At 46.6% G+C, this 20,481-nt stretch carries 23 protein-coding genes; 19 read left to right on the plus strand and 4 right to left on the minus strand.

The annotated features are described in order from the left end of the window. Nucleotides 1-60: 60 nt before the first annotated feature. From MKY28_RS06275 to MKY28_RS06290, 4 genes are all read left to right on the plus strand, one after another. Nucleotides 61-1,107 carry a metal ABC transporter solute-binding protein, Zn/Mn family gene (locus tag MKY28_RS06275; RefSeq protein ID WP_082219134.1) on the plus strand — a complete coding sequence of 349 codons (1,047 nt, stop codon included), beginning with the start codon at nt 61-63 and terminating at the stop codon, nt 1,105-1,107. A gap of 81 nt (nt 1,108-1,188) precedes the next feature. Beyond that, nucleotides 1,189-1,965, plus strand: a complete 777-nt coding sequence (locus MKY28_RS06280) for a metal ABC transporter ATP-binding protein (protein ID WP_235193988.1) — start codon at nt 1,189-1,191, stop codon at nt 1,963-1,965. Nucleotides 1,966-2,017: 52 nt separating this feature from the next. After that, entirely contained in the window at nt 2,018-2,821 is an 804-nt protein-coding gene (locus MKY28_RS06285; RefSeq protein WP_047843633.1) for a metal ABC transporter permease, read from the plus strand. A 49-nt stretch (nt 2,822-2,870) separates the two neighbouring features. Beyond that, nucleotides 2,871-3,584, plus strand: coding sequence for a cytochrome c biogenesis CcdA family protein (locus MKY28_RS06290; RefSeq protein WP_074095704.1), 714 nt, complete (start codon nt 2,871-2,873; stop codon nt 3,582-3,584). Between the two features lie 145 nt (nt 3,585-3,729). Here MKY28_RS06290 and splB read toward each other — a convergent pair whose 3' ends face one another. Then, nucleotides 3,730-4,800, minus strand: coding sequence for a spore photoproduct lyase (gene splB / locus MKY28_RS06295; RefSeq protein WP_047843632.1), 1,071 nt, complete (start codon nt 4,798-4,800; stop codon nt 3,730-3,732). Between the two features lie 192 nt (nt 4,801-4,992). Between splB and mntR the strand changes: the two genes are divergently transcribed. The 3 genes from mntR (at nt 4,993) to MKY28_RS06310 (ending at nt 8,334) form a co-directional block, all read left to right on the plus strand. Then, entirely contained in the window at nt 4,993-5,421 is a 429-nt protein-coding gene (mntR, locus tag MKY28_RS06300; RefSeq protein ID WP_036614415.1) for a transcriptional regulator MntR, read from the plus strand. A 209-nt stretch (nt 5,422-5,630) separates the two neighbouring features. Next, nucleotides 5,631-7,241 carry a family 10 glycosylhydrolase gene (locus tag MKY28_RS06305; protein WP_340935351.1) on the plus strand — a complete coding sequence of 537 codons (1,611 nt, stop codon included), beginning with the start codon at nt 5,631-5,633 and terminating at the stop codon, nt 7,239-7,241. 91 nt (nt 7,242-7,332) lie between these two features. Next, the gene (locus MKY28_RS06310; RefSeq protein ID WP_340030812.1) at nt 7,333-8,334 is read left to right on the plus strand and encodes a patatin-like phospholipase family protein; all 1,002 of its coding nucleotides are present in this window, start codon (nt 7,333-7,335) and stop codon (nt 8,332-8,334) included. A gap of 61 nt (nt 8,335-8,395) precedes the next feature. Here the strand turns inward: MKY28_RS06310 and MKY28_RS06315 are convergent, their stop codons facing one another. Beyond that, a complete protein-coding gene (locus MKY28_RS06315) occupies nt 8,396-8,728 on the minus strand; it encodes a hypothetical protein (protein ID WP_036674980.1) in 333 nt (110 codons plus the stop codon). A 5-nt stretch (nt 8,729-8,733) separates the two neighbouring features. Beyond that, nucleotides 8,734-9,726: a DUF1385 domain-containing protein gene (locus tag MKY28_RS06320; RefSeq protein ID WP_036614405.1), complete on the minus strand. Its 993-nt coding sequence runs from the start codon at nt 9,724-9,726 to the stop codon at nt 8,734-8,736. Between the two features lie 213 nt (nt 9,727-9,939). Here MKY28_RS06320 and MKY28_RS06325 point away from each other — a divergent pair, with 213 nt between their 5' ends. From MKY28_RS06325 to MKY28_RS06345, 5 genes are all read left to right on the plus strand, one after another. After that, nucleotides 9,940-10,518, plus strand: coding sequence for a YqhR family membrane protein (locus MKY28_RS06325; protein WP_047843627.1), 579 nt, complete (start codon nt 9,940-9,942; stop codon nt 10,516-10,518). Between the two features lie 76 nt (nt 10,519-10,594). After that, on the plus strand, nt 10,595-11,038 hold the full coding sequence (aroQ, locus tag MKY28_RS06330) for a type II 3-dehydroquinate dehydratase (protein ID WP_036614400.1): 444 nt from the start codon (nt 10,595-10,597) through the stop codon (nt 11,036-11,038). 39 nt (nt 11,039-11,077) lie between these two features. Beyond that, entirely contained in the window at nt 11,078-12,151 is a 1,074-nt protein-coding gene (locus MKY28_RS06335; protein ID WP_036674988.1) for a M24 family metallopeptidase, read from the plus strand. A 290-nt stretch (nt 12,152-12,441) separates the two neighbouring features. Beyond that, the gene (gene efp, locus MKY28_RS06340) at nt 12,442-12,999 is read left to right on the plus strand and encodes an elongation factor P (RefSeq protein ID WP_036614394.1); all 558 of its coding nucleotides are present in this window, start codon (nt 12,442-12,444) and stop codon (nt 12,997-12,999) included. A gap of 190 nt (nt 13,000-13,189) precedes the next feature. Next, nucleotides 13,190-14,443, plus strand: coding sequence for an aspartate kinase (locus MKY28_RS06345; RefSeq protein WP_036614392.1), 1,254 nt, complete (start codon nt 13,190-13,192; stop codon nt 14,441-14,443). An 86-nt stretch (nt 14,444-14,529) separates the two neighbouring features. Here MKY28_RS06345 and MKY28_RS06350 read toward each other — a convergent pair whose 3' ends face one another. Beyond that, nucleotides 14,530-15,279 (minus strand): 2-phosphosulfolactate phosphatase, encoded by a 750-nt coding sequence (locus tag MKY28_RS06350; protein ID WP_047843624.1) that lies wholly within the window; start codon nt 15,277-15,279, stop codon nt 14,530-14,532. A 263-nt stretch (nt 15,280-15,542) separates the two neighbouring features. On the opposite strand from MKY28_RS06350, the gene spoIIIAA reads away from it, so the two are divergent. The 7 genes from spoIIIAA to spoIIIAG all read left to right on the plus strand — a co-directional run bounded on the left by spoIIIAA (nt 15,543) and on the right by spoIIIAG (nt 20,439). Then, nucleotides 15,543-16,547 (plus strand): stage III sporulation protein AA, encoded by a 1,005-nt coding sequence (spoIIIAA, locus tag MKY28_RS06355; RefSeq protein ID WP_036674989.1) that lies wholly within the window; start codon nt 15,543-15,545, stop codon nt 16,545-16,547. Next, a complete protein-coding gene (spoIIIAB, locus tag MKY28_RS06360; RefSeq protein WP_036674991.1) occupies nt 16,540-17,058 on the plus strand; it encodes a stage III sporulation protein SpoIIIAB in 519 nt (172 codons plus the stop codon). The genes spoIIIAA and spoIIIAB overlap by 8 nt, the downstream gene beginning before the upstream one ends. Nucleotides 17,059-17,087: 29 nt before the next feature. After that, nucleotides 17,088-17,291 (plus strand): stage III sporulation protein AC, encoded by a 204-nt coding sequence (spoIIIAC, locus tag MKY28_RS06365; RefSeq protein ID WP_017687585.1) that lies wholly within the window; start codon nt 17,088-17,090, stop codon nt 17,289-17,291. Between the two features lie 31 nt (nt 17,292-17,322). Further along, nucleotides 17,323-17,712, plus strand: coding sequence for a stage III sporulation protein AD (spoIIIAD, locus tag MKY28_RS06370; RefSeq protein WP_017687586.1), 390 nt, complete (start codon nt 17,323-17,325; stop codon nt 17,710-17,712). Between the two features lie 68 nt (nt 17,713-17,780). Next, a complete protein-coding gene (gene spoIIIAE, locus MKY28_RS06375; RefSeq protein ID WP_370511423.1) occupies nt 17,781-18,923 on the plus strand; it encodes a stage III sporulation protein AE in 1,143 nt (380 codons plus the stop codon). A 31-nt stretch (nt 18,924-18,954) separates the two neighbouring features. Continuing rightward, on the plus strand, nt 18,955-19,785 hold the full coding sequence (spoIIIAF, locus tag MKY28_RS06380; RefSeq protein WP_036674995.1) for a stage III sporulation protein AF: 831 nt from the start codon (nt 18,955-18,957) through the stop codon (nt 19,783-19,785). Between the two features lie 15 nt (nt 19,786-19,800). Further along, complete coding sequence (gene spoIIIAG / locus MKY28_RS06385; protein ID WP_036614381.1) at nt 19,801-20,439, plus strand: stage III sporulation protein AG; 639 nt, start codon at nt 19,801-19,803, stop codon at nt 20,437-20,439. The last annotated feature ends 42 nt before the right edge of the window (nt 20,440-20,481 follow it).

Genomic DNA, 20,481 nt, shown 5'->3' on the forward strand with positions numbered 1-20,481 from the left:
TCAGGTTACCTATAATTCTTTCAGTAATGTTTACGATTAAGAGATGCGGAGTGAATCATAATGACATTTTATAAAGTGCAACATCAAGCTCAGGATAACCGGATAGGGAATACGAGCAAAAGAGGCAACATGAAGTTACTGTGGACGGGTTTGCTTATTCTCACTTTGCTGATATTGTCAGCTTGTGGGCAGGATAGTTCCAATAGTGCGAAGATTGTGGAAGGCAAGGTAAACGTTGTGACGACATTTTATCCTGTATATGCTTTTACGACTGCAATCGGTGGTGAGGATGCCAATGTTATTAACCTGCTGCCAACGGGAGTAGAGCCACATGACTGGACTCCGAAGAGTCAGGATATTGTTAATACGTCCAAGGCACAGCTGTTTCTCTATAATGGAGCTGGACTGGAAGGATGGGTGCCAAATTTCCTGAAGTCGCTGAATAGCGATACACAGGTGAAGTCTGTTGCCGTTAGCGAAGGGGTTAAACTGTTAACTGCTGAGGGTGATGATGGGCACGGTCACGGTGAAGAGCACGAAGACGAGCATGCAGATGAGGCTACCAGTGAAGATGTCGCTGATCATCATATTGATCCACATACGTGGGTTAGTCCGAAATCAGCCATGATCATGGCTGAAAACATCAAAAATAGTCTGGTTGAGGCAGACCCTGATCACAAAGCAGGTTACGAACAACGTTATGAAGAGCTTCGTACGAAGCTTGAGACGCTGGATCAGCGTTTTACAGATGAATTGGCTAACGTACCAAACAACGAGATTGTTGTCTCGCACCAAGCGTTTGGCTACCTTGCACGTGATTATGGATTAACCCAGCATGCCATTATGGGACTTTCCCCGGATGCTGAACCGACAGGACAGGATATTGTGAAGCTTGCGAAACTGGTTAAAGATGAGGGCATTAAATACATTTTCTTCGAAGAGCTGGTATCTGACAAATTGGCGAAAACACTGGCAAGTGAAGCAGGAGTGGAGACCATGGTCCTTAATCCGGTTGAGGGATTGACCAAGGAGCAGGCAACAAACCGGGATGATTATTTCACCCTCATGGAGAAAAATTTGCAAAATCTGCTGATCGCATTAAAATAAGATATAATGAAGAATTCAGATCGAAGAGTCTTTACCGTTCACGGTGAAGGCTCTTAGGACGCTATGGGATTCTTATATATAATGAAGGGCGGCTTTGCCATGCAGCAAATCATGCCACTATGTCATGATCCAATTATAGAGATCGAGAAACTATCATTTTCCTACGGGGACCAGCGAGTGATTGAGAATCTCGATTTTATGGCCCAGGAACGGGACTTTGTCGGGATTATCGGTTCCAATGGGGCGGGTAAAACGACATTGCTGCGCATGCTGGTAGGACTTCTTCCTCCTGCGCAGGGAGATATCAAACTATTCGGACAGTCGATCCGCAGGTTCAAGGACTGGGACCGAATCGGGTATGTGCCTCAAAAGAATGCATTTAACCCGTTGTTTCCTGCGACCGTTCGTGAAGTGGTCATGTCAGGCTTGTATAATAACAAAAACATGTTCCGTCGTATGTCTCGCAAATGTCAGCAACAGTGCACGGATGCGATGCAGGTCATGCGGATCGAGGATCTGGCGAACAAACGTATTGGTCAATTGTCTGGCGGACAGCAGCAGCGTGTATTTTTGGCACGAGCGCTTATCAATCACCCTGATCTGTTGATTCTGGATGAACCTACCGTAGGTATTGATGCTGAATCACAGGCCAGTTTCTTTGAACTGATTACGCATATGCATGAACATCACCGAATGACTTTTCTAATGGTGTCTCATGATATGGATCGGATGGAGAGTTATCTGGGTTCTGAAGCTGTGGTAACGAATGGCAAAATTAATTTTCATGTCCGTCATTCGCATGAGGTACAGGATTGTGCTGAGACCAATCTGCAACATACCACTGCACAGGTACGCTAGCCGTATTTATGGCCCATTAGATTAGAGTAAGGCCGAAGGAGTCGTGTTTGTTTTGGAAATATTAATGAGTGATTTTTTTCAGCGTGCCCTGGCGGGTGGATTGTTAATTGGCATTACCGCTCCGTTAATCGGACTGTTTCTGGTCTTGCGGCGGTTATCCATGATCGGAGACACCTTGTCTCATGTGACCATTGCCGGTGTTGCACTTGGATTCCTGATTGAAGTGTATCCCATTGCGGTGGGCTTGATATTTGCCGTGCTTGCTTCATTTGCGATAGAGAAATTGCGCAAAGCGTATAAGAGTTACGCCGAATTATCGATTGCCATTATCATGTCCGGTGGCGTGGCTCTTGCTTCCTTGTTCTTTACGCTGGGCAAAGGATATAATGCAGATGTCATGAGTTATTTGTTCGGCAGTATATATACATTAGACGCTACGGATCTGAAGCTCGTAGGTGTGGTTACGCTGATCGTGGTGATTGTAGTGGCATTGTTACATAAGGAATTTTTCCTGCTCAGCTTTGAGGAAGATGCGGCAGCGGTTACAGGGTTGCCTGTGAGAATTCTGAACATGTTAATCACTGTGATGACAGCACTTGTCATAAGCACGGCGATCAAGATTGTCGGTGCGCTCCTGGTGTCAGCGCTATTGACCATCCCGGTAGCGGTCAGCCTGTTGATGGCCCGGAGTTTCAAATCCGCCATTATCTTGTCCGTGATTATCGGCGAAATTGCCGTAGTCCTTGGACTGGTTGTAGCAGGTATCTGGAACCTCGCACCTGGAGCAACGATTGTATTACTGCTGATCATGATGCTGATTCTGACGATGATTGGAAAAAAAGGGTTCCGAGCCTGACGGCTAAACGAACAAGCACGAGAGCCCGGGGAAGGGAGACATCCGCTTCATGCCTGATGTTAATGTATGGATGGCTTTTGTAGCAGGTTTGGTCTCATTTATATCACCATGTTGTCTTCCGTTGTATCCATCATACCTCTCCTACATTACAGGTATGACGGTGCAACAATTGAAGGATGACCGCAATCAGCGAGAAGTCCGTTTTAAGACGATGACGCACACGCTGGCGTTTATTTTAGGCTTCTCGGCTGTATTTTATTCGCTTGGCCTGGGTGCCGGACTGTTTGGCCAATTTTTCAATGATAACCGTGAACTGATTCGGCAATTGTCTGCGATTCTGATTATGCTTATGGGGTTGTTTTTACTTGGTGTGTTCAAGCCACAGTTTCTGATGAAGGAACGCAAGCTGGATATGAAATGGAAACCTGCAGGCTATCTGGGCTCTTTTATATTTGGTATCGGTTTCTCAGCAGGCTGGTCGCCGTGTATTGGCCCTATTCTAACAGCAATCATTGCTATGGCTGCAAGTGAGCCCACAACCTGGCTGGCGCTGATTACAGGTTATACGGCAGGGTTTGCAATCCCGTTTTTCATTTTGGCCTTTTTCATCGGTTCAACACGTTGGATCTTACGGTATTCCAATGTCATGATGAAAGTCGGGGGAGCATTAATGTTGTTCCTTGGCATATTGCTTTTTACAGATCAGATGACGAAGATTACGATCTGGTTGCAGCAGATTACACCAGACTGGATGATCATTTAAACGGATGAACTGAATTTGAATTTAAAATGCATGACAAAGCAGGCTACATGTTACCAGAGTCAATCTGGGTCATGTAACCTGCTTTTTAATCGTTTGTTAGGAATGCTTTTAACTGCATATGATTTTGGGGAATCCTGTTGTTCGTTTAGGTGAAGTAATCAATACTGGCTAGTGGGAAATGTTCAAAGATCCGTTCCGTAATGAATTCGCGCAGCGCATCTTGCTGGTCATCCTTATACACATACTTGTACTGACCCCAGCGGCCCCATTTCATCTTGCGTTTCTCGATATCCATCTCCAACTTGGTTTTAGGATAACGTTTCTCAATGGTTGCTTTGGCCGTTTTGGTAAAACGGTGCTGGATCATCTCAAAGGTAAGATCTTTGGTTGCTTCCTCTGGAAGCGTATCTGCCAGCTTCTGCAACAGATCCGAGTATCCTTCTTCCCAGCCTTCATACCACATGATCGGAGCGATAATGAATCCCAGGGGATAACCGGCATGTGCAATTTTGCCAGCAGCTTCAATGCGTTCCTCAAATCTGGAGGTAGCCGGTTCAAAGTTTTTGATGACATAATCCGAATTGACACTAAACCGGATACGGGTGTGGCCGTTATGCTTAATGTTCAGCAACGGATCAACGTGATGATATTTGGTTACAAATCGCAGGCGTCCATATTCTTCCTCCGCCATAAAACGAATCAGGTCACTTAAATTCTCCGTGATATGCTCGAGTCCTACGGGATCAGACGTACAGGCAGCTTCAAATCTTGTGATTTCAGGCGCGCGTTCTTCGATGTATCCTTTGGCTGCCTGAATGATCTCCTCGGTATTGACATAGACACGGACATAAGGTTTGGCACCAAGTGTAGTTTGAAGATAACAATAATGGCAGTGTCCCATACAGCCTGTAGAGATGGGAATGGCATATTCCGCTGAAGGTTTCGACTGGTCAAACTTGAGTGTTTTGCGCACACCAACGACCAGAGTACGCTTTGCCATCCGATATTTTTCTTGTTCGGTTTCACCCGGCAAGTTTGTGATTCGGTTATGGGATGTGGTCATCTGATAAGGTATGTTTTTGGATGTCACCCATTCCATAATCCTTTTGCCTTTATCATATTCCAACGCACCGGGTTCAAAATACACCAAATCGGGAATAAAGGGTTTAGTACCTTTTGCTTTACGAACTGGCGGTGAGGCTACACTTGTACTCACGAAATCACTCCTTTCGATGCGGAACTTTGTTTAGTTTGCCTCGTTTGGGGGGAAGTCACGCCTGCCAATTACTTGTGTAACAGCGCGCTCCGAACTGTACAGGACTTGCCAATGCGTATTGATAACATGTATCATTATAAGATAGGGACCAGGCACGAATAGGGGCCGGTCAGAGAGAAAAGAGGGAAGCAGATGCCAACGCCCAGTATGGAAGATTATTTGGAGCGTATATACAAATTAATTGATGAAAAGGGCTATGCTCGTGTGTCTGATATAGCTGAAGGACTGGAAGTACATCCTTCATCGGTGACGAAGATGATCCAAAAGCTGGACAAAGACGAGTACCTGATCTATGAAAAGTACCGCGGACTGGTGCTTACGCCAAAAGGCAAAAAGATGGGCAAACGTTTGATGGAGCGCCATCATCTGCTTGAACAATTTTTGACAACGATTGGTGTTCAGGAACAAAATATTTACAATGATGTTGAAGGCATTGAACATCATCTGAGCTGGGACTCCATTACATGCATCGAGTCCTTGGTTGAATACTTCCGTCAGGATGAGAGCCGGTTGCGTGACCTCAAAAATCTTCAGGACGTCATGAGTAATACGGAGTCTTAAGTTTAAGCAGTGGAATACACATGGTGATATACAATGAATTGTATCCCGTGATCAAAGGATGCTTCTTGCCGTTTCAATGGCAGGAAGCATTTTTTTGTCTGCAATCACACCATAATTTGGTGATTTTCGCAACTAAACGAACGGTAGGAGCGTCTATTAAACTAGTAGAATTTACCGCAAATTTATAATGATTTTGGAGGACTGCACTAATGAACGTTCGTAAAGGATTGATGTTGCTACTCATTTTTGTACTTGGATTACAGACAGCAGGCATGACGGCACAAGCGGCCGGGCAAAAGGAAATCGCTATTTTTCTAGACGGCAACCGTTTGGAATCGGATGTATCACCCTACATCTTGCCCAAAGTAAATGTAACGATGGTGCCTCTGCGTGTTATTAGCGAAGGACTGGGTGCGTCTGTTCTATGGTCTCAAGCTACTCGTACCGTGACCATTCAGAAATCCGATTCGGTCATCTCTATGACGAGCGGACGCCAGCAGGCGACGGTGGATAACGCTGTAGTTGGTCTGGATGCATCGGTCGAATTGAAACAAGGTCGGGTCATGGTACCCATTCGATTCGTCAGTGAGAACCTGGGTATTCGAGTGAACTGGAATCAGGCTGCCCAGACCATTGATCTGTACACAGGAGACGAATCAGTCCCAACTCCTGAACCAACCCCGGTAACCCCAGCGGAGCCTGGAGGCACGGGCACTGTACCAGCTTCTGAAGAGATGCGGGGAGCCTGGATTTCCACTGTGAATGGAGACTGGCCTACATCCGGTGCCAAGGGAAATGTAGAGAAGCAAAAACAGGAGTATACGAAACAGCTAGATACGTTGCAAGGTATGGGCATTAATGCCGTATTTGTCCAAGTGAGAGCCAATGGGGATGCCATCTATCCTTCAGGTTTGGTACCTTGGAACAGCGTATTGACAGGAACACAAGGTAAAGATCCAGGTTATGATCCCCTCGCGTTTATGGTTGAGGAAGCACACAAACGGGGCCTGGAGTTCCACGCCTGGTTTAATCCGTTTAGAGCAACGAACTCAGCAAGTACATCAAACTTGGCTGCAAACCATATCTCGAAGCTTCATCCCGACTGGATTGTGAATGCATCCGGCAAAATGTACATTAACCCGGGTATCCCGGAAGCCAGACAGCATATTATCGATACGATCATGGAAGTGGTCAATCAGTATGATATTGATGGTGTACATCTGGATGATTATTTCTATCCGTCCAATGTGACTTTTAATGATGATGCGGCCTTCAAAACTTATAACACATTAAATACTAAGGACCGTGCTGAATGGCGTCGGGATAATATCAATCAGTTCGTTAAGCAGCTCGGGCAGAACATTCACAGCGTGAAAGCTAACGTTGAATATGGAATTAGTCCATTTGGTGTATGGCGTAACAAATCTGTTGATCTGACAGGTTCTGATACCAAAGCAGGAGTAACCGCGTATGACAGCATGAATGCAGATGTGCGGACATGGATTAACCAAGAGTGGATCGACTATGTCGCTCCGCAGGTGTATTGGAGTATGACATTAAACGTAGCCCGATATGACAAAGTCGTGGACTGGTGGGCGAATGAAGTGGCTAACACAAATGTAAAATTGTATATCGGTCACTCACCTTATAAGTTAGGTACGCCGGAAATTGGCTGGCAGACTTCACAGGAGATCATCGATCAGCTGAACTACAACAAGAAGTATTCTTCGGTTAAAGGGGATATATTCTTCAGTTCACAGTACCTGACGAAGAACCCTCTCGGCCTAATTGCCAAATTAAAAGCCTACTATGGTCTATAAAACATTTTAACAATACAGTGATAAGACAAACCCTTGTTCTCATAGAGTGGCAGTAGAAACGTGGCTGCCTGGAGAACGGGGGTTTTTTGTTATGTTAATTAACGCGGTGTTTGAAGGTGGAGGCGTCAAAGGGATCTCGCTTGCAGGTGCTGTGCAGGGTGCTCAAGACTGCGGCATTCAGTTTAATCGAGTGGCAGGCACATCATCCGGTTCCATTGTAGCTGCTCTGCTAGCGGCTGGTTACAGGGCCGAGGAGATGAAAGTCATTATTGAGAATACCCCCTTTGTTTCATTGCTGCGTCGTTCCCCCATATTTAATACCCGATGGATCGGACCCGCGGCAAGGCTGTTCTTGAAGAAAGGACTATATTCGGGAGAAGCGCTGGAATCATGGATTCGCAAGATGCTTGAGCAGAAAGGGATTCGCACATTCGCTGACCTGCCACAAGGCAAGTTGCTTATTACCGCATCCGATATATCCAATGGGACCATTCTGGTGCTACCAGACGATATTCGACGGTTCGGCATTGACCCTGCGAAGCTGGATGTTGCAAAGGCGGTACGTATGAGTTGCAGTATCCCGTATTTTTTCGATCCGGTAGTCATACGTAAATCACCAGTATTCTCCAAAGGCCTTCCTTTTCAAGATCAGTTTGTGTATGTCGTGGATGGTGGATTGCTTAGCAATTTTCCGTTGTGGCTCTTCGATGGTGATCGTTCGGAACGAGGAGGAGACGTCATTCCGGTTGTTGGATTCAAAATGGTGGGGAAGACGGAAGTAGAACCCGCCCGGATTAAAGGACCGCTAAGCATGCTTCAGGCCCTTGTGGAGACGATGCTCACAGCACATGATGAACGCTACATCGAACAGATTAACCGGTTTCGTACAGTGAAGATACCAACGCTTGGCATTAAACCGACGCAATTTCATTTATCGTTACAGGACAGCACAGCCTTATATCGATCAGGCGCTACCGCAGGGAGCGAATTTTTCAACGGATGGAATACGAAAATGTATGGTGAACAGTTGGACAAACAACGAAAAGAATTGCGCAAGAAACAAGCAGAAGCTCCACCTCTGATTCCTGTATAAACGTGAAAAAAGCAATTCTCCGCATGTTGGGAGAATTGCTTTTTTGGTTGTTCAGTACCTTTTAGTGAAATTTCGGTATATCTTCATCGCTTTTCCCTTTTTGTCCCTGAATCACTTGGAAAGGATAATCCTTGCGTTTCTTTGAAGAGCCGTTGCTCTTTCTGGCACTGGACTGTGCATTGACTTTTGCCATGGTTCGTGCAGATGGCTTAATCTTTGGTGATTTGGTTTTGCTTGCCCAGCGACGAGGCGGATATTTGTACAGCAGGAATACAGCTCCGAACACGACCAGAGGAATAATGATCCTGGATGGACTAGCGTTCCCCAGCCAAGTCAAGACTCCAACAGCAGCTAGTGCGATGAACGTCCAAAATAAGATTGCCTGCTTGTTCATATCATTCACCCTTTCACAGGATCGAGTGTTGCAACAGGTACTTCTGACGTAGCAGAGACATTGGCAAGCTTGGCATCCAACTCACGCATACGGTTAAACGAAGCAATGGATACTTCTACCTGTTCGTTGGTCGGTTCTTTTGTTGTCAGCAATTGAAGCCACAATCCCGGGTATCCGAGATAACGCAGTACAGGAATATCACGTACTGAATTCGTGAGCTTTAACAGTTCAAAAGAAATGCCTAGCACAACTGGCAATAACAATAGACGCTGACCCATCCGTTCCCAGAGGTTATCGTACGTGAAGAGGGAGTATAGAAACACTCCAATAATGACAGTCAACATAATGAAACTGCTTCCGCAGCGGTAGTGCAGTCGGCTGTACTTTTGCACGTTCTCCGGTGTCAGTTCTTCACCAGCTTCATGTGCGCTGATTACTTTGTGTTCCGCTCCATGATACTGGAAGAGACGTTTAATCATCGGCGTCTGTGAGATTAACCACAGATAAGCGAGTAACAGGATCAGCTTAATGCCGCCTTCCAGTAAATTATGCAAAAACTGATTGTCGAATGCATTTTTGAATAGAAAATTCTCGATAACAACAGGAAGCAATGTGAGCACAACTTTACCAAAAAGGAATGAAAGGATGGCAACGGCGGTCACACCAATGATCATGCTAAGGCTCCAGCCCGAACCTTCTTTCTCTTTTTGATTGGCTTTCTCTTCCGGTTCCAGTTCATCATCAGCATAGGCGTCAGCAGAATAATTGAGATGTCTGCTACCTTTGACACTTGAATCTATAATGCTGACAATTCCGCGTAATAAAGGAATCCGCCGCAATTTCGTGACCCAGGACTTGTCTTGCTTGGGAACTTCCAGATACGTAATTTCGCCGTCTTTTCTACGAACAGCTGTAACGTTGACATGTTTCCCACCGAACATTACGCCTTCAATGACAGCTTGCCCCCCATAGCTGACAGGCTTGGATTGTTGAGGCAAATTATTCACCTTCCTATTCTGTTCTAGGCCTTCGCGATCAAAGGCAGTTTAATAACCCTATTGTATCGAATTTTGAGACCAATTTCTAGTTTGTGAGTCAAACCTTGAAGGATGTTGTTAAGATTGTCCTGTTTTGAACATACTACCTCGTAGAATCGGAGCGGAAATTCGAGGCATAATGCGGGATTATCAACTGAATGAAGGAGAATATCGATGACAGAACGTAAGCATGAAGATACATCACAAGATGAAGGTCAACGTCCGAAAGAACGGCAGTCAAAAGACAAGGGCAGGCGCCCTACCCAGAGGCAAGGTCAAGCACACTACTACACCAAGCCATTTTCCTTTGCGTTAGAGCTTGGCTTCTTTGCCGGTTTTATCTGGGGTGGGCTACATTGGCTATTCTATCTGTTGCATTTTACGATTGTACCTGTCGGATTTCTGGCCGAGCCTTTTTTCAAACATGAATATATATATACCGCAGCAGGACATTTGACAGGCTGGCTGTTTTTTATCGTTTTTTCCATCTTGGCATCCTTACTCTACACGTTCACGATTAGAAAACTGAAAGGACCTTTACCCGGCATGGTATATGGAATCGTCTGGTGGCTGATTCTCTTTATACTGGTAGGACCAAAACTGGGGATGATGAAACCTTTGAACGGTTTAACGTGGGATTCAATCATCACGGAACTCTGTTTCTTTTTGCTATGGGGGCTGTTCATTGGTTACACGGTAGCCATGGAGTACACAGACGAACGCAAACGCGAGCCGGAGCAAGCGGGGGCATAGCGCAAAAAAGCTTCTCAATCCGGCAATGCCTGTGTTAAAATAGCAGATGGTTATTTGCAGAGAGGGTGGAGCAGCGATGAAACGAATTATTGTGATCAATGGTCCGAACCTGAACATGCTTGGTGTACGCGAACCGGGCATCTATGGAACGCTTAGTCTGAAGGATATTGAGGACAAAATTCGCAGACAGGCTGATGAAATTGGCGTCTCCATCGCTTTTTATCAATCGAACCATGAAGGGGACATCATTGACCGCATTCATGCAGCGATGGGTGAGGCAGACGGAATAATACTGAATGCCGGAGCATTTACCCATTATAGCTATGCTATACGTGATGCAATCAATGCTGTAAAAGTCCCTACAGTGGAAGTACATCTATCCAACATTCATGCACGCGAAGCGTTCAGACATCATTCAGTGATTGCAGCGGAAACAATCGGGCAGATTGCCGGATTTGGCGAAGTAAGCTATGAACTGGGATTGCTGGCTCTTGTGCGTCATCTGGACAAACAAACCTGAGCCGGGAACCCGGGAATGTGAGAGAAAGAAGGGTTACCGATGGAAAACAAACGAGTAAATAAGTTGCGTGAAGCCATGCGTGAGCATGAACTCACTGCAATGCTGATTACAAACCCGATTAACCGTCGTTATATGACGGGTTTTACAGGCTCGGCGGGATATGTGCTGATTACGGAACAGGATGCATATCTGCTGACTGATTTCCGTTATATGTCACAAGCGCCTCAACAAGCCAAAGGATTCACCGTTGTGGAGCATGGAGCCAAGCCGATGGATACAGTGCGCGAATTGCTGACATCCGCTAATATCAAAGAAGTGGGCTTCGAGCAGGATAGTGTTACATTTGGCACGCATTCCGCTTATGCTGAAGCACTGCAGTCTATTGAACTGAAAGCTGTATCCGGGATCGTGGAACAACTTCGTATGTTCAAGGATGAAGATGAGATCGCGGTCATGCAGAGAGCAGCAGATCTGGCGGATGCCACGTTCAGCCACGTTTTGCAGTTTGCAAAACCAGGTATGACGGAGCGTGAAGTGGATCTGGAGATGGAGTTTTTCATGCGCAAGCATGGAGCAACGTCCTCTTCGTTTGACACCATTGTAGCATCGGGTGAACGTTCTGCTATGCCTCACGGTGTAGCGAGCAGCAAGGTCATCGGACAGAATGAGTTAATTACATTTGACTTTGGTGCACTTTTGGACGGATACTGTTCAGATCTGACACGTACCATTGCAACAGGTACACCTGTACCTGAACTGCGCAAAATTTATGACATTGTACTGGAAGCTCAGTTACATACGCTGGAGAACCTGAAACCGGGCATGACCGGACGGGAAGCAGATGCATTGGCTCGTGATATCATTGCAGGTCACGGATATGGAGATCAATTCGGACACAGCACAGGCCACGGTCTGGGTATGGAAGTTCACGAAGCTCCTCGCTTGTCCAAGCTTAGCGACGATGTATTGAAACCGGGTATGGTTGTTACCGTTGAACCGGGTATATATATTGACGGGCTTGGCGGCGTGCGTATCGAGGATGACGTAGTGATTACCGAGACGGGTATTCATATTCTCACGAAGTCGGACAAGAAGTTCACCGTAATCGGCTAAATTACAGCCACAGGGATATAAGACGATTTTTAATGTGTTATTTAAATTGAAAATAAGAAATTTCACCATAACGAAGAGTGCAGAACCAATCTGAAGAAGCGAAGCGTTCGCCTTTATCACCGGATTTTCCCATTGATAATGGGATCAAAAAAATCTGGGGATAACAGCGATCGGAGGATGGTACTGCACTCGAAGTGAACGAGGTGGTCATTCTTGGGCTCATTTTACATATAACATTAACCCGTCGTCTTATATCACCTACTTTTTAACCATATCAGGAGGGATTTTTTGTGATTTCAGTAAACGATTTTAAAACAGGCTTGACCGTGCAAGTAGATAACGATATCTATACCGTGCTTGATTTCCAACACGTTAAACCAGGTAAAGGCGCTGCCTTTGTACGTTCCAAATTGAAAAACCTGCGTAACGGTAACACCGTTGAAAAAACATTCCGTGCAGGCGAAACGATTGGTCGTGCCATCATCGAAAACCGTGGCGTATCCTACCTGTATGCAAGCGGTACAGAGCACACGTTCATGGATAACGAAACATATGATCAGTTCACATTGACTAGTGAACAACTGGAATGGGAATTGAACTTCCTGAAAGAAAACATGGTCGTTAAGATTGTTAGCTACCAAGGTGAAATTCTCGGAATTGACTTGCCAACAAGCGTTGAGTTGAAAGTCATCGAGACTGAGCCAAGTGTTAAAGGTAACACTGCACAAGGCGCTACCAAAAATGCAAAAGTGGAAACAGGCTTGAACGTACAGGTTCCTTTGTTCATTAACGAAGGTGACGTTCTCCTGATTGACACACGTGAAGGTAAATACTCTTCCCGTGCGTAACTTTCACGGCTTGTAAGCTAAAAAAGGTTATTAACAACCCTTTGCCATTCCTTTGGCAGAGGGTTTTTTCGAAAAAAGATTAGCCTATCAGGCGCTTTCGTAATATACTGGGTTAAAGTCATTTCTCGTAGAGAATAATGACGATGGACATTAATTATGCATACTGCACAAGGTAGGGAGTGGATTTGCGTTGTCATTGTACGTCATGAAATTTGGGGGCAGCTCGGTCGGAGATACAGAACGCATGAAGCGTGTGGCCGGACGTGTTGTAGAAAAAGCTGATGAAGGACATCGGTGTGTAGTTGTGGTTTCGGCCATGGGGGATACAACAGATGATTTGATTGATCAGGCAAAACAACTGAATAGTGAACTGCCTGCTCGTGAGATGGATATGCTCTTAACGACAGGAGAACAGATTTCGATCTCTTTGTTATCGATGGCTATTCAAGCGCTTGGACGTAAGGCAGTATCGTTTACGGGCTGGCAAGCGGGGTTCCGCACAGAGCCGGTTCACGGAAAAGCACGTATTCATGATATTCAACCTGACCGTGTGAATGCAGCACTTGCCGAGGGCAACATTGTTATTGTTGCAGGCTTCCAGGGCATGACGGAAGACGGCGAGATCACAACGCTCGGTCGTGGTGGTTCGGATACAACAGCTGTAGCGCTGGCGGCAGCGATTAAGGCTGATGCGTGTGAGATCTATACGGATGTAGACGGAATATACTCTACGGACCCGCGGATCGTTAAGGTTGCGCGCAAGCTGAAGGAAATATCGTATGACGAAATGCTGGAACTTGCTAATTTGGGAGCAGCGGTGCTGCATCCGCGTGCAGTAGAGTACGCGAAGCATTCCGGTGTACCTTTAATTGTAAGATCCAGCTTTAACCATAATGAAGGAACGGTTGTGAAGGAGGAAGCAGCAATGGAACAAGGCGTAGTGGTTAGTGGTATTGCCTATGACAAAAACGTGGCTCGCATCAGTATTCTGGGTGTGCCGGATGTACCAGGAGTTCTGGCCGAAGTATTTGGTGCGCTTGCATCCAATCAGCTGGATGTGGACATTATCGTTCAGAGCGGTGTGATGGATGGCAAAGCGGACTTCTCGTTTTCTGTGGCGCTGTCTGATCGTGAGAACGCATTACGTGTCATTGAAGGCCTTCACAGCCGCTTGCCTTACCGTGAAGTTACATCTGAGGAGAACCTCGTTAAAATCTCCATTGTTGGCGCAGGCATGGTCAGTCATCCTGGTGTAGCTGCGAAGATGTTCAAAGTCATTTCGGCTGAAGGCGTGAGTATCAAGATGGTGAGCACTTCCGAGATCAAAGTATCTTGTGTTATTGACGGAGATAAGCTGCATGACGTCATTAAGGCATTGCATACAGCATATGATCTCGACACTGCCGAGCAAGCCGTTATCGGTGGACCTCAAGATCGCAGATAAGTATCTTCAATATATGTAAATTAGCAAAGGTGTACTGTTGCCAACGGGCAGCAGTACACCTTTTTTTGTTTTTCTCATGGCAATTCTCACATCAACTTGAACATCTTTCCGCCGCGTATGCCTCTATAAGGCTGCATGCGGTTCCCCTCCCCCATCTCGGGAACACAATCCAGCAGGTTTAATTGAGAACAATACGAAATATCATGAACCCTGCCTAACTTTTCAAGCCTCCGCCCGCTAACAGACCCCTGCACCAACTCCGGGATGCTCTCCTGACATTGGGATACCGCCTGATGAAGCACTATGCCGAGATCGTTAAGCTGGAGGGGAGAACAGGATTGACGGTGCAGTTCATCGATGATACATCCAGCACACAAGCCGTCCTCCAGAGCAAATTCATCCTGGTTCCCCGCACATAACAGCAATACATCTCGTTGAAGTTCACATAGAGCTGCTGCAACAGCCTGCACATTGAGAAATGAACCAGCAAATACATGTTTCCCCTTGGAAGCCTTGATCAAAGCTCGGGTTCCATCGGTTGTGGTTAGAATGATTGTTTTATCTGCAATGCCTGCAGTCATATATTCATAGGGGGAATTCCCCACTTCGAATCCGGTGATTTTTTTGTCAAAACGCTCCCCGCCTCGAATGCAATCTTTCACTTCCATTTGTTTGGCTTGTGGAACGGTCTCTACGGCAATCACAGCCGAAGCATCATACGCCAGAGCCGTAACGATCGTACTGGTCGTACATAATACATCAATGACAACTGCACTTCGCCCTGCAATATCAATGGTACGTACTTCATTCACATTGCCAACGACATCAACTCGCACTCCCCACAACTCCTTTCTGTATCTGGGGATCGGTAGTTCTGTTTTGAACCGAAATGGAACTTACCTATCTGCAATTACTATATGCATGCACATCTAGACGGGTGCCTAGAACAGAAGGTGCATCTATGGTTTCAACTCTCAACCGTATTCTGAAGAATTGATAGATTTCAGCGTCATAAATTAAATGTACAGGCATAAACTTGAGATATGAACAAGCGCCAGAAGTGTGAACCAAATGATCTCAAGGTTGGAGGAGCCTACTCATGAAGGTGAACTGGAGGGAACTTTTTCCGGAACCGATCCGAACCATTCTTGGAAGAATGCCACCCGCTCTATTGGAACAAGTGGAGGAAGTACGTATTCGAGAAGGCAGACCCCTGGAGATTAATGCAGGCAACACATACCACTTCCTGACACCTCAAGGTTGTCCGACCGGGAATCCTGAAGAAGCGTATGTTCCTCAGAAAGAAGTGACGCACAGGTTGCTGGACCTGATCAGTAACCATTCACTTTATACATTGGAAGAGGAACTGCGCAAAGGGTTCATCACCATACCTGGGGGACATCGAATCGGGCTTGCTGGACGAACGGTACTAAGCGGTGGACGTGTCGAATACCTGCGTGACATCAACGGGTTTAACGTTCGGGTAGCCCGTGAGGTACATGGAGTGGCTGATCGTATCCTTCCTTATCTTCTCGATATGAAGAGCGGACAGGTCCTGCACACGTTGATCCTATCACCACCACAACAAGGGAAAACGACGTTGCTGCGAGATCTGGCGAGACAAATTAGTAGTGGTACAAAGCTTACAGGGGGAACTGAACTGGTTCAGGGAATACGTCCACGTCTGAAAGTGGGCATTGTGGATGAAAGGTCCGAAATCGCTGGTAGCTACAAAGGAGTACCTGGCTTCGACGTAGGTCCCCGAACAGATGTGATGGACGGTTGTCCGAAGGCTGAGGGCATGATGATGATGCTTCGCTCCATGTCGCCCGATGTCCTGATTGTGGACGAGATCGGTCGTCCGGAGGATGCCGAGGCGGTGATGGAAGCCCTGCATGCAGGAGTCTCAGTGATTGCGACTGCGCATGGCCGTGACCTATCGGAGCTGTCGGCCAGACCCGCCCTCAGAACCTTAATTACGGAGCAGATGTTTCAACGTTATGTCCAGCTGCAACGGACGAGCCGGGGCATGACCTTTCGGCTGGCTGATGGCAAAATGCGTGGGTTGCAGCAGACCGGGGCAGGAGGTGAAGCCTTTGGTTAACATGTTTGGTGCGGTAATTATTCTGTTAGCCAGCACCCTCGCCGGATTTTACAAGGCCAGACAGTATGCATTAAGACCGAGACAGTTGCGAGAACTCATTGCAGCCCTCCAGCGACTAATGACGGAGATTAACTATGGGCTCACTCCACTTCCCGATGCCATGGGCAAGATGGGAGCACAGACCAAAGAACCTGTAAAGACGTTGTTTCTTCATGCAGCTACACAGATGGAACCTCCTCATGGACTCACTGCCCGGGAAAGTCTGCAGTCAGGCGTGAATCTGGCGTGGGGAAGATCGGCCATGAAGGCTGACGAGAAGGAAGTGATGCTGCAATTAAGCTTCAGCCTTGGCACAAGTGACCGTCAGGATCAGACCAAACATATATCGTTAGCCATTCAACAACTAATGCATGAGGAATCCCGCGCCCAGGCCGATCAAATGAAATATGAACGAATGAGCCGAAGCCTCGGGATGCTTGTCGGAGCGTTAATCGTCATTCTGATCTTCTGAAATAGCCGGGATAGTGAGGTGCCAAGGTCATGAATCTAGAAGTGAACGCAATCTTTCAAATTGCGGGTATCGGAATCATCATCGCCATGATTCACACGGTACTGAAACAAATGGGAAAGGAAGATATGGCTCACTGGGTGACCGTAATCGGATTTGTCGTTGTATTGTTCATGGTGGTCCGTATGCTGGACAGCCTGCTACAAGAGATCAAATCGATATTTCTTTTTCAATGAAATCGGTCATGAAGCCGGATGGTGGTGACCTGTGGAAATTATCCAAGTTGTAGGTTTGGCGCTCATCGCAACAGTGCTTATTCTGGTCATTAAGGAACAGAAACCGATGTTTGCCTTTCTGATTGCTGCCGCAACCGGCATTGTCATCTTCATGTTGTTGATTGGCAAAATCGGAGCAGTCATCGAAGTGTTGAAGCGGCTTGCCGAGAATTCAGGCATGGAAAGTATTTATCTGAAAACGGTGCTGAAAATTATTGGAATAGCGTACATCGCTGAATTTGGCGCACAGATTGTCAGGGATGCAGGTCAAGAAAGCATTGCGTCCAAGATCGAATTGGCTGGTAAGGTACTGATCCTTGTACTTGCTATACCGATCATCAGCATTATTATCGAAACCGTCATGAAGCTGATGCCGGTGTAGAAAGGGCGTGCGGACTTCATATGAAATCAATGCATCTTAAGCCGCAGTGGCGCCTTACGGTTGTGCTGATGCTCTGTTTTCTGTTTGGTATCCTGGGACAGGTTACTGCAACCTCGCCTTCCGGTGAGTGGATGGAGCAGCAGGCCGATCACCTTCCCAAGGATCAGGTGGAGAAATACTGGGATCAACTGATGCAACAATACGGTGGTTTCTTCCCGGATGGGAAGACCCCTTCCTTCATGGATATGTTAATCCCCGGCAATGAAGGGTTCAGCCTGAAATCGGTGTTTGTAGCGATAGGAACCTTCATGCTGCATGAAATTTTATATAATGGCAAACTTCTGGTCACGATTGTGATGTTAAGTGTACTCAGCATGATTCTGGAGACACTTCAGACCGCATTTGAGAAAAATAATATTAGCAAAATCGCCTATTCCATCTGTTATATGGTCATCATCATTATTGCGATTAACAGCTTCAGTGTGGCGATTGGATATGCTAAGGATGCCATAACCGGCATGATCAACTTCATGATGGCCATGGTTCCCTTGTTATTCACACTGCTTGCGTCCATGGGTAATGTCATCACCGTCTCGGTGACACATCCACTCATCATTTTCATGATTCATCTGGTGAGTACGTTGATTCACTTGCTGGTATTCCCGTTACTCTTCTTCTCAGCTGTTCTGCATCTCGTCAGTTCATTGTCTGACAAGTACAAGCTGACACAGCTGGCAGACCTCCTGCGCAATATTAGTGTGGCACTGCTGGGTATCCTGCTGACGATGTTTTTGGGTGTAATCTCGGTTCAGGGAGCATCGGGCTCCGTAGCGGATGGAGTTAGCCTGAAGGCCGCCAAATACATCGCAGGCAACTTTGTCCCTGTCGTGGGCAGAACATTTGCGGATGCGACGGATACTGTAATTACAGCTTCTTTACTTGTCAAAAATGCAATTGGACTCACCGGAGTGATCATCATTTTGTTTCTATGTGCCTTTCCGGCACTCAAGATTCTGGCTCTTGCCTTGATATACAACGTAACTGGTGCCATTATGCAACCGCTAGGAGACACCCCGATTGTAGGATGCCTCCAGGCCATCGGCAAGAGCATGATCTACGTATTTGCGGCGCTGGCAGCCGTCGGGCTGATGTTTTTCCTGGCCATTACCATCTTGCTGACCGCGGGCAATCTGACTGTCATGATGCGCTGAATGTATGTTGGCAAGAAAGGGGGTGGAAAGGATGGGGTGGCTGAGCAACTGGCTCCAGGAATTGATTATGATCGTTCTGCTGGCGACTTTTGTGGATATGTTGTTGCCCAATCGATCCATGGAACGTTATGTCAAGCTTGTGCTGAGCCTTCTCATCCTGCTGACCCTTTTATCACCCATAACCAAGCTGCTCAAAAGTGATCCGGTTGGCGAACTGAAACGGGCAATGTCTGCAATGGATGCTCCATCGAATGGGAATGCGACACTCGAACAGATATTAGCTCAGGGCAAACGGCTACAATCCAATGAACAGGAACAATCCTTACAATGGACAGCCAAAGAACTGGCTAATGTCATGAAAGGTCAGATTGAAGAAACAACAGGAGCCAAGGTGCGGTCCGTAGAGGTACAGCTGACCATGAGTAAATATGAAACGGAGATGGAAGCTGCCTCATCAGTCGAACTGCCTGTGATCCAGCGTGTGTTGGTCGAGATGGCCGGAGAGGGTGTAGAAGGAGAAGTGAAGGCAGGGCAGCAAGAAGTCGCCGCTAACACACAACCCATATTTGGAACAGACACAGAAGTCGAGAAGGATAAATCACATCAAATACAGCAGCCCATCCAGATCGGTCAGATTGAAGTGCCTGATGTTCAGATTGATGTGAGTAGAGGGCAACGTGATGGAAATGAAGCGTCTTCGGAGCCTGTTATACGTGATCAAGCAGATGAGACGAAGCAGCAAGGTGAGACATCCACAAGGTCCGAACATGCGGTGCAGATTATTACATTGTTGACTGAAAAGTGGGATGTTGATGCAAACAACGTTCAAGTGACAGAACCAAAAAGTGCTGAAGTGCTCTGAGAAGGAGGGTGTCCGATGAAACAATGGTTCAAAAAGATGGAAACCTGGATGGGTGGCGGAGAGGGTGGGGCAAGGCGAAGTCAAACCTTCCGCTGGCTGATTATCCTGGGTTTGATCGGGGTGGGAATCATGCTGTTCAATTCCTTCGTCAATGTCAAAAAAATTGATTCCGAAAATATCGGTCGGGAACCACCGGACCCGGCAACATCCATGGCATCCATACAGAGTGATCCGTCGGAACAGAATCCTTTTCAGGCGATCGAAATTGCATTTGAAGACAAAATCAAAGGTGTGCTGGAAAACATTGTTGGTGTGGGAACGGTTGATGTGATGGTTACCGTGGATTCCACAGAAGAATTGGTCGTTCAGCGGAACGTGAAGGATTCTCAGCAACTTACCGAAGAAACCGATGCTAGCGGGGGCAAACGGCATATGACGCAATATACCCGTGATGGCGAGATTATTACTTACGAAATAGCAGGGGATCAGACACCTATAGTGACCAAAAAGCTCAAACCGCAGATCCGTGGGGTGCTTGTGGTTGCGAGGGGTGCAGAGAACAAGGTTGTGAAGGACCTGATAACCGATGCTGTGGAAAAAGGACTGAATGTGGCAGCCTACCGGATCTCAGTTGTACCGCGCAAACAAGACTAATCTGATGTGTTGAATCACAAGATTCAATTCTCATAAGATTGA

Origin of the sequence: Paenibacillus sp. FSL R5-0473 (assembly GCF_038004565.1) — a bacterium.
GTDB lineage: Bacteria > Bacillota > Bacilli > Paenibacillales > Paenibacillaceae > Paenibacillus > Paenibacillus amylolyticus.